The sequence below is a fragment of the Spirillospora sp. NPDC049652 genome (assembly GCF_040675125.1).
Lineage (GTDB): Bacteria > Actinomycetota > Actinomycetes > Streptosporangiales > Streptosporangiaceae > Spirillospora.
Genome location: NZ_JBFAOF010000194.1, coordinates 1 through 9,759 on the forward strand (window position 1 = coordinate 1; position 9,759 = coordinate 9,759).

10 protein-coding genes are annotated in these 9,759 nt (G+C 68.2%); 8 read left to right on the forward strand and 2 right to left on the reverse strand.

Annotation, left to right across the window (positions count from 1 at the left end; all coding sequences use genetic code 11):
- On the reverse strand, positions 1-190 hold a 190-nt coding region (locus AB0J52_RS15430), incomplete at its 3' end, for a hypothetical protein (protein ID WP_500182231.1).
- Positions 191-591: 401 nt separating this feature from the next.
- On the opposite strand from AB0J52_RS15430, the gene cas3 reads away from it, so the two are divergent.
- From cas3 to AB0J52_RS15470, 8 genes are all read left to right on the forward strand, one after another.
- The gene (gene cas3, locus AB0J52_RS15435; RefSeq protein ID WP_500182232.1) at positions 592-2,793 is read left to right on the forward strand and encodes a CRISPR-associated helicase Cas3'; all 2,202 of its coding nucleotides are present in this window, start codon (positions 592-594) and stop codon (positions 2,791-2,793) included.
- Complete coding sequence (gene cas5c, locus AB0J52_RS15440) at positions 2,790-3,491, forward strand: type I-C CRISPR-associated protein Cas5c (protein WP_500182233.1); 702 nt, start codon at positions 2,790-2,792, stop codon at positions 3,489-3,491. Before cas3 ends, cas5c begins: the two co-directional genes overlap by 4 nt.
- Positions 3,492-3,495: 4 nt before the next feature.
- On the forward strand, positions 3,496-5,286 hold the full coding sequence (cas8c, locus tag AB0J52_RS15445; RefSeq protein ID WP_500182234.1) for a type I-C CRISPR-associated protein Cas8c/Csd1: 1,791 nt from the start codon (positions 3,496-3,498) through the stop codon (positions 5,284-5,286).
- Between the two features lie 49 nt (positions 5,287-5,335).
- On the forward strand, positions 5,336-6,208 hold the full coding sequence (gene cas7c / locus AB0J52_RS15450) for a type I-C CRISPR-associated protein Cas7/Csd2 (RefSeq protein WP_500182235.1): 873 nt from the start codon (positions 5,336-5,338) through the stop codon (positions 6,206-6,208).
- Complete coding sequence (gene cas4 / locus AB0J52_RS15455) at positions 6,205-6,855, forward strand: CRISPR-associated protein Cas4 (protein ID WP_500182236.1); 651 nt, start codon at positions 6,205-6,207, stop codon at positions 6,853-6,855. Before cas7c ends, cas4 begins: the two co-directional genes overlap by 4 nt.
- The gene (gene cas1c / locus AB0J52_RS15460; protein WP_500182237.1) at positions 6,848-7,873 is read left to right on the forward strand and encodes a type I-C CRISPR-associated endonuclease Cas1c; all 1,026 of its coding nucleotides are present in this window, start codon (positions 6,848-6,850) and stop codon (positions 7,871-7,873) included. The genes cas4 and cas1c overlap by 8 nt, the downstream gene beginning before the upstream one ends.
- Positions 7,873-8,163, forward strand: a complete 291-nt coding sequence (gene cas2 / locus AB0J52_RS15465; RefSeq protein WP_500182238.1) for a CRISPR-associated endonuclease Cas2 — start codon at positions 7,873-7,875, stop codon at positions 8,161-8,163. The genes cas1c and cas2 overlap by 1 nt, the downstream gene beginning before the upstream one ends.
- Before the next feature lie 711 nt (positions 8,164-8,874).
- Entirely contained in the window at positions 8,875-9,048 is a 174-nt protein-coding gene (locus tag AB0J52_RS15470) for a hypothetical protein (RefSeq protein ID WP_500182239.1), read from the forward strand.
- Positions 9,049-9,573: 525 nt separating this feature from the next.
- On the opposite strand, the gene AB0J52_RS15475 is transcribed toward AB0J52_RS15470, so the two are convergent.
- A partial coding sequence (locus AB0J52_RS15475) for a hypothetical protein (RefSeq protein ID WP_500182240.1) occupies positions 9,574-9,759 on the reverse strand: 186 nt, incomplete at its 5' end.

The following is a 9,759-nucleotide window of genomic DNA, read 5'->3' on the forward strand; positions in this document are numbered from 1 at the left end:
CCCACCCTCCGGGGCGGGCGAGGATCGCAACGTCCTGCACCGGCCTGCGGAACGGGCGGAACGACTCGTGACGTGGCGCCCCCTCCGGGGCGGGCGAGGATCGCAACGCGACCGAAGCGCCGTGGAAGGCGTCCAGCCCGAAGTGGCGCCCGCCCTCCGGGGTGGGCCAGGATCGCAACCAGGCGTTCATGGAGTGGATCAAGACCGCCGCGCCGCGTGGCGTCCGCCCTCCGGGGTGGGCGAGGATCGCAACTTGCGGTACTTAACAGCCCATGCCATGGGCTCCTCCTGGTGGCGCCCGTCCTCGGGGCGGGCGAGGATCGCGACTGACCAGGCAGTACCAGCTGATGACTGAGGCGCGCCTGTGGGGGGCGGGCACAGAGCCGGGTGCTGACGACCGTCGGTCGTAGTAGCAAGAGCGCCCTGCGGTGTGCTGCCGGAGTCGAGGCGTTCTCACGGTGGCTTGCTGGCGCGGGGGTGGGTGGCCTCATCCGGCCAGGGGCGGCGGAGTTGCTCCAATGTCAGCGCAGATTGTCAGGCTCGCTTCATAAGGTCGCCTTCCAACGCAACGTTGTGCTTTGGGGGCAGACCGTGACGAGTGATCTGTGGGCGCATAGCCGAAACCCGGCAGGGCGACGGCATGCGCTGGAGGATCACCTGCGGGACACGGCTGAGCTTGCTGGTCGGTTCGGGGCGGTGTTCGGCGCCGCTGACCTCGCTCACTACCTCGGGCTCGCGCATGACGTGGGCAAGGGGAGCTGCTCGTGGCAGGACGGGCTCGTCCGGGCTGAGAAGACCGGCGGACAGGTGGTGGACGCCGGCGGACGGAGTATCGACCACAAGTCCGCCGGGGCTTATCTGGCTGTGCGTGAGGGACACGTCGGTGCCTTCGGCCTGCCGGTGTTGGGACACCATGGCGGGCTTCCCCCACTGCGGCAACTGTCGAACAAAGTTGCGGACGCTTGCGAGGATCTGCAGGTCGCAGAGGCTATCCAGCACGTCCGCCGACTAGTGCCGGAGATCATGGGCGACCGGAGCTCGGCGGTTCCCGCGTGGGCTCGGGAACCCGGTAATCGGCATGCGGCCGAGTTGTTGATGCGGATGGTGTTCAGCGCTCTGGTCGATGCCGACTTCCTTGACACGCGGCGACATCGGGAAGGCGCTCTACCCGATCCCGTCGCGTGGCTGGCCGATATGGTCCCGCTGTTCGAGGCCGGCCGTGAGAAATATCTGCGCCAGAGGAGCGGCGGGCGAGGTTCGGCGGTCGGAGAGCTTCGCGCGGAGATCTATCAGCAGGCGGTCGCGTCGGCGTCGCAAGGGCTTGGGTTGTTTCCGTTCCCGGCGCCTACGGGGGGCGGCAAGACACTCGGAGTCGCGGGGTTCGCGGCGCATCATGCGGCGAAGCATGGGCTCCGGCGTGTGATCGTCGCAGTCCCCTATTTGTCGATCACCGAACAGAACGCCGAGGTATACCGGCAGGTGTTCGGGGCGGAGCATGTCCTCGAACACCACAGTGGCGTCGATTTCAACGAACTCGGGCCCGGCCAGCGGTGGCAGCGGCTGGCGGCGGAGAACTGGGACGCGCCGGTGGTCGTGACGACCACGGTCCGGTTGTTCGAGTCGTTGTTCAGCCGGAAGCCCGCGGCGATGCGGCGGCTGCATCGGCTGGCCGGTGCGGTGATCGTCCTGGACGAGGTGCAGTCGCTTCCCGATCCGATGCTGCCTCCGATCCTCTCCGCGTTGCGCGACCTAACGAGGTTCTTCGGGTCGAGTGTGGTGCTGGCGTCCGCGACACAGCCGGACTTCTTCGGCCTGGAGGTCTTCGTGAACCTCCAGCCGAAGCCGGTGATCGCTGAGCCTGCCCCCTACTACCGAAAGCTCCAGCGCGTCCGGTACGAGTGGCGATGCGAGCCTCAGCCGACGTTCGAAGAGATCGCTCAAGACGTGGCCGCCGAAACGAGCTGCCTGGCGATCGTCAACACCACCAAGGACGCCGCCACACTGCACCGATATGTGGAAGAGCTGACGGAAGACGTCCCAGTTGTGCACCTGTCGACGCGCATGGCTTCGCAGCATCGCCGTGATGCGCTCAACGAGATCCGGCAGCGGCTGAAGGACAAGCTGCCGGTGCTGGTCGTCAGCACGCAGCTGGTCGAGGCGGGCGTTGACCTGGACTTTCCGGTCGCATACCGGGCTTTCGCACCCGCCGAGGCGTTGCAGCAGGCCGCCGGGCGGGTCAACCGTGAAGGACTGCTGGACGTGGGACGGGTCGTGGTCTTCGACCCGTCCGATGGAAGCACGGTGGGCACGCGCATGGTCTACGGCGCGGCGCTCGACCTGACGCGGCAGTTCTTCGGTCCCGAGTTGGCACGTCCCGACGACCTGGACGCGCTGAGTGCCTACTACCGCGAGCGCTATTCGATGACGAACATCGAGGGTGCGGGGCCTGGCGCAGAGATCCAGAAGTACCGCACCGAGTTCGACTTTCCGGCGGTCGCGGACCGGTTCCGGCTGATCGACGAACGGACCGTTCCTGTGTTGGTGCCGTATGGGGACGACGCCGAACGCAAACAGCTCCGTCGGCTGCTCACTGCGCCGGAGGGGCCACCAGCCTGGGTGTACCGCAAGATCCAGCAGTTCCTGGCCAGGCTGCCGCGTCGCCTGGGGGAGCAGGCCCGCGAGCAGGGGATGGCGGACCTTCTCGTCGACGGCCTCTACGAGTGGCAGGACGTCTACCACCCGCAGCGCGGGATCGAGTTCACCGACCTGAACGGAGAGGACCTGGTGTTTTGAGCACTCCTGCCCGGTACCCGCACCCGCCGCTGGTGGTCGAGGTGTGGGGCGAGTTCGCCTGCTTCACCCGGCCTGAACTCAAGGCCGAGCGGTTCAGCTATGAGGTGATGACTCCTTCGGCGGCGCGTGGCGTCCTTGAGGCGATCTTCTGGCGTCCCGAGTTCGACTTCGTGGTGACGGCGATCGAGGTGTTGCGGCCGATCCGCTGGTTCTCCCTGCGCCGTAACGAGGTCAAGTCGATGACCAGCGAAGAGTGGGTTCGGCGGATGATGGCCGACCCCTCGGTCCGCTACGACGTGGAGAACGACCGCGACCAGCGCAACACCGTCGCGCTGCGCGATGTCGCGTACCGGATCCACGCTCAGGTCAGGTTGCGGTCCCATGCCACTGCGGGTGAGGTGAAGTACCGGGAGCAGTTCCGTCGTCGTGTCGACAAGGGTGCGTGCTTCTCCCAGCCGTTTCTAGGTACCCGGGAGTTCTCGGCGCAGTTCGGAAAGCCGTCAGAGCTCAAGCCGATCAGCGAGTCGCGATTGCTGGGGCCGATGCTGCACAGCATCCACTACCAGGACGGCCGGGAGACCTACCAGTGGTTCATGGCCGGAATGGAGGACGGCGTGATCCACGTTCCGGAACACGGCGTCGAACTGCCCTCCGCCGAGTCGCCACGAGCCGCGCGGTCGGCCAAGACGAGGGCGTGAGCGCATGCCTATCCAGCAGCTCGTCAAGTTCGCCACCGAGCAGGCCGGTCAAGGCGTGCCGCGCTACTACCGCCAGCGCGCCATCCGCTGGGTCATCAGCATCGACCAGCGGGGATACGGGCACCTGACCAATCTCGTCACTCCGGACGCCAAGGCCGGGGTGCTGATGCCGGCTCCCTATGTGACCCGCACCAGTGGCGTTGCGGCGATGCTGGTGGTCGACACGCTGGAGTACGTCTTCGGGGTGGCCAAGGACGACTCCGCTAAGGCCCAGGCCGCTGCGGACAAGCGCAACGACGCCTACCTGGAGCTGCTGCACGCCTGGAAGAACGCGTCCGGTGACCCTGTCGCGGAGACCGTGTGGGACTTCTTCGACCAGGAGAAGCACCTTCAACTCCTCGGGGAGCTCCCTGACGATGCCCCGCCGTCCGACCTGGTCGCTGTGAGGGCCGCCGGGGAGTACGCCCATCAGCGTGCTTCCGCAGTCGACTTCTGGGGTCAGGTCTCCCGGGACCGGAAGAGCTCGGGGCTCCAGGGCCTGTGCCTGTCCTGCCACCGCGAGGGCTCGCTCCTCAAGACCGTCCCGGACATGATCAAGAGTTCGCTCATCCCGGTCGGCGTCGACTCCAAAGGACGTCCGAAACGCGGGCGCGACGCTGCCCTGATCTCGATCAACACCAGTGCGCAGGGCCGTGGCGGGCAGCAGCAACTCGGCAACACCCCGCTCTGTGAGGACTGCGGCGCCCAGGTCATGGCGGCGCTGAACCACCTGCTGTCGGACGCCCGCCATCGGCGACGCGGCGACGACAGCGTCCTGACGTGGTGGCTCGCCGAGCCGGCCGCCGAGTTCGACCTGATGATGATCGAGAACCCCGATCCCGGCCAGGTCAACGATCTGCTGAAGGAGATCCACTCGGGTGGGGGACGCACCCGGCTGGACGAAGGCGCCTTCCACGCGTTGACGTTGTCGGCCAACCAGAGCCGCGTGGTGGTCCGCGACTGGCTGGACGCGCCGCTACGCGAGATCAAGCAGAACATCGCTTCCTGGTTCGACGATCACGCTTCAGTCGACGTGTGGAGCGATGGCGTCCACTTCGTCCCACTGCGGCAGCTCGTGCGCGCCAGCGGACGCTGGGACCGCGGCAAGAAGCAGTACGTCCCCGGCACCGCGATCCATGGACTCGAGCGCGCCCTGCTGCACGCCGCACTCCGCGGTGCCGCTCCCCCGAGCCACCTGGTGCCCCAACTGCTGCACCGCATCCGCAACGACCACCGGATCGATCTTCCCCGGGTGGCGCTGCTGCGGCTCGCCCTCACCCGTCCGCCGTTCAAGGAGGCCACGATGCCCGGCCTGGACCCAGGCAACACCACGCCCGCCTACGTTTGGGGCCGGACCTTCGCGGTCCTGGAGGCCCTGCAGCGGCGGGCCCTGCCTGACGTCAACGCCACCATCCGCGACCGGTTCTTCGGGCTGGCGATGACCCAGCCCGAAGCCACCATGCGGCTGCTGCGGACGAACGCGAACGGGCATATCAAGAAGCTCACCCGCAGCGAGAAGACCCGTCCGGCCGGACGTGCCCTCGACAACCGTCTTGCTGACCTGGCCGCCCTGCTCGACGCCGACAAAGGCCTGCCGTCCCACCTCAATGCCCGGGACCAGATGAAGTTCATCCTCGGCTACGACCACCAGCGCGCCCACGACGCGGCAGCGGCCCGTGCCGCGAAGGAGGCCAAGGCGTCCAAGGACGCGCCGGAGACGGCCGCCGCCGAGAGCAACGTCTTGGACGAGGCATAGCCCGCCAGGTCAGCCACCCACACCCGACTCTTTCCTGAGGAGCCCTTTGATGACCGAGGTTCACCTCGACCCGGCGCGCAAGCACGACTTCGTGTTCCTGTTCGACGTCACCGACGGCAACCCCAACGGCGACCCCGACGCCGGCGGCATGCCGCGCACCGACCCCGAGACCATGCAGGGCCTGGTCACCGACGTCGCCATCAAGCGCAAGATCCGCAACATGGTCGCGCTGCTCGGCGCCGGCAAGCCCGGCTACGACATCTACGTCGAGGCCGGAGTGTCCCTCAACTCCCAGCACGAGCGGGCCTACACCGCGCTCGGCGTTCCCAAGACCAAGGACAAGGCCAAGGACCCGGCTGTCCAGTCGCAGGCACGTGACTGGATGTGCCAGACCTTTTTCGACGTGCGCGCCTTCGGAGCCGTCATGTCGACCGGCACCCAGTCCGCCGGACGCGTCCAGGGCCCGGTGCAGCTGACCTTCTCCCGCTCCATCGACCCGGTCGTCCCGCAGGAACACGGCATCACCCGCGTGACCCGCACCAAGACCGAGGACGACAAGGAGACCGAGATGGGCGGCAAGCACGCCGTCCCCTACGGCCTCTACCGAGGACACGGGCACTTCAGCGCTCCCCTGGCCGCCAAGACCGGCGTCACGTCCGAAGACCTGGCCATGCTGTGGCGCTCGATGCAGCTGATGTTCGAGCACGACCGCGCGTCCGGACGCGCCGAGATGGCGTTGCGCGGCCTGTACGTCTTCACCCACCACGACGGGTTCGGGACCGTCCCCGCCCACATGCTGTTCGACCTGGTCAGCGTGAAGCCGAACGTGGACGGGCCCACCCGGAGCTTCCTCGAGTACGACGTCAAGGTCGACGAGAGCGGCATTCCGGACGGCGTCACGCTCACCCGGATCATCGGATGAGCCCGGGCGCGGACCAGATCCCCGTCCCGCTGTCCGCGCTCGAACATTACGCCTACTGCCCACGCCAGGCCGGGCTCATCCTGTTGGAGGCCGGTTACGCGGACGACATCAACACCGTCCGCGGGACACTCCTCCACCAGCGCGTCCACGAACCCGCCGAGGAGACCCGGCCCGGCGTCCGCACGCTGCGCGCCCTGCCCGTCTGGCACGACGGATTCGGTCTGACCGGCGTCTGCGACGTCGTTGAGCTACTCGACGACGGGGCGGTCGTCCCGGTCGAACACAAATCAGGACCGTACAAGCCGGACAGCCCGGCTGATCTGCAGCTCGCCGGGCAGGCCATGTGCCTGGAGGAACGGTTCGGCCAGGCGGTGCCGGTCGGCTACATCTACTCCGGAGCCGACCGCCGTCGCCATCCCGTCTCGATCGACGCCGTGCTCAGGGCCCGGGTGCTCGAACTGGCGGGGGCGGTGCGAGCCGTCCTCACCAGCACCCGTCTGCCTGGCCCCGTCGCCGACAAACGATGCCGGGGCTGCTCGATGAACACGCTGTGCATGCCGCGGCTGCTCGCCGACCGCACGCGCTACCAGAGGCAACTCGACCTACGGTTCCGTCCCGCACCCGAGAGCGATGACTGGGATGACTGAGCTCCTCAACACCCTCTACGTCCAGACCCCGGGCACGTCCCTGTTTCTGGAGGGCGACAGCGTCCGCGTCGTTCTGCCCGAGGGCGGGGAGCGCCGCACCCTGCCGCTGCGCCGCCTCCAGGAGATCGTCGCCTTCGGGAACATCCAGTTCAGCTCCGCGCTTCTGGCTCGCTGCGCCGACGACGGACGTGCGGTGGTCTGGATGTCGTCCACCGGCCGCTTCCTCAGCCGACTGGACGGCCCGACGCGCGGCAACGTCCTGCTCCGGCACGCCCAACACCTCGCGCACGCCGCCCCGGACAACTCGCTCAACGTCGCCCGGGCCGTCCTCGCCGGCAAGCTTCAGAACAGCCGGCAACTTCTCCTGCGCGGCGCCCGTGACAGCCAGGAGCACCAGGACGAAATCCGTTCGCACGCCGATGCGATCGCCGACGCCATTTCTGACCTCGCGAACCCCCGCGACCTGGACACCCTTCGCGGTGTGGAAGGCAACGCCGCCCGCCACTACTTCACTGCGTTCGCCCTGCTCATCCGGCCCGGCCTGGACATTGCACCCTTTCCCGGACGCCGCAGACGCCCACCCACCGACCCGACCAACGCCCTCCTGTCCTTCCTGTACGGCTTGACCAGGTCAACCGTCCACGGCGCCACTGAACAGGTCGGGCTTGACCCCTACATCGGCTTCCTCCACGGCCTGCGCCCGGCAAAGCCCGCCCTCGCGCTGGACCTCATGGAGGAACTCCGCGCCCCCATCGCCGACCGCCTGGCCCTGACCCTGCTCAACCGCCGCCAGCTCCGGGCCGAACACTTCGAGACACTGCCCGGCGGCGCCGTCCAACTCACCGAGGACGGCCGCAAGAAGACTCTCGTCGAATGGCAGGACTGGAAGAAGCGGGACTGGCCGCACCGCCTGCTCGGCCGCCGCGTCCCCGCGGCTCTGCTGCCGTCCGTCCAGTCCCGCATCCTCGCCCGCCACCTCCGCGGCGAACTCCCCGCCTACATGCCCTGGATGATCTAGTGGAACTCCTGCTCACCTACGACGTCAGCACCGTCACGCCCGACGGCAGGAGCCGCCTCCGCAAAGTCGCCAAACTCTGCGAGGGCTACGGCATGCGCGTCCAGAAATCCGTCTTCGAGATCGTCTGCACCGAACCCGAACTACTCGTCCTCATCGACAAGATCCAGAAGACCATCAACGACACCGAGGACAGCATCCGCATCTACAAGGTCCCGAAGGGCTCCTTCCGCACCGTCCAGATGCTCGGCACCGCCCGCCCCCTCCCCCACCACGACGCCTTGATCATGTAACCGCGAGCGATACTCGCCAGTCCCAAAAGGGCAAGCGCCGTCGCATCGCCTTCCCGCGCGGGCGCGCGTTCGATCTCGTTGCGAGGCTCGCTCGTCCCGCAGGGCCAACGCCACTCGTGCAGGATGGCGCGGAACGTCACCAGGTCCGTGCTGTTGCGATCCTCGCCCGCCCCGGAGGGCGGGCGCCACCTGAACAGGTCGGCGGCCTCCTCGGCCCAGACCACTAGGTTGCGATCCTCGCCCCCCGGAGGGTGGGCGCCACGCTGCCCGAGCGCCTGCACGGCGAGCGGGACGTTCCTGTCGCTGCGATCCTCGCCCGCCTGGAGGGCGGGCGCCAGGGGCGGCGCTGGGGGCTTGGCGGTTGCGTCGGAGGCCGTGTTGCGATCCTCGCCCGCTGCGGAGGGCGGGCGCCACCCGCATCCACCATTACCGGATCCGCCTGAGCTACCCGTTGCGATCCTCGCTCGTCCCGGAGGGCGAGCGCCACGACCCGAACACGATCCTGATCCGGGCCAACCAGCACGGGTTGCGATCCTCGCTCGTCCCGGAGGGCGAGCGCCACCCACGACCCGGTGCGAGCAGCCCCGATGGGCTACGCCGTTGCGATCCTCACTCGTCCCGGAGGGCGAGCGCCACGCGTCGTATCCATGCGTGACCTGCGCTTTTGTGGGTGGGTTGCGATCCTCGCTCGTCCCCGAGGGCGAGCGCCACATGGCCATCCACCTGGGTGAGGCCCGGCGGATGGGCGTGTTGCGATCCTTGCTCGTCCCGGAGGGCGAGCGCCATCTGGTGGGTGAGGGTGACAAGGCGTGGGCAGAGCAGGTGTTGCGATCCTCGCTCGTCCCGGAGGGCGAGCGCCATCTGGCGGGGTTGTCGCGATCGTAGCGATGCTCGATCCCGTTGCGATCCTCGCTCGTCCCGAAGAACGAGCGCCACGGCCGATTCCATGATCTGGTTGCAGTAGAACCGGTAGTTGCGATCCTCGCTCGCTCCTGAGAGCGAGCGCCACCCGGACAACGGTCCGGCCGTCGTCCTCCAGGACCTGCCAGTTGCGATCCTCGTTCGCCCCGGAGAGCGAGCGCCACACCATCTTCGGGTCCTGCGAGAGCAGCTCACCCGAGACGTTGCGATTCTCGCTCGTCCCGGAGGGCGAGCGCCACGGGTAGCGGCCTGGAGCAACAGACGCTCGCCTGGCTGTTGCGATTCTCGCTCGTCCCGGAGGGCGAGCGCCACGCGGTCATCGCCTTGACCGCCGCGTCCACGTCGGAGTTGCGATCCTCGCTCGTCCCGGAGGGCGAGCGCCACATGCACAGGGTCCCGTGGTGGGTGATCAGCCTCCTGGTTGCGATCCTCGCTCGTCCCGGAGGGCGAGCGCCACACCGTCCCGCCGGCACTAGCCGGCCCTACTAGTCAAGGTTGCGATCCTCGCTCGTCCCGGAGGGCGAGCGCCACCTGGTCGCGGCGTAGGCGGGGATGTTGGAGCGGGTGTTGCGATCCTCGCTCGTCCCGGAGGGCGAGCGCCACGGCTCGGGCCAGCGGGAACACGCCGTCCTCGCGCAGGTTGCGATCCTCGCTCGTCCCGGAGGGCGAGCGCCA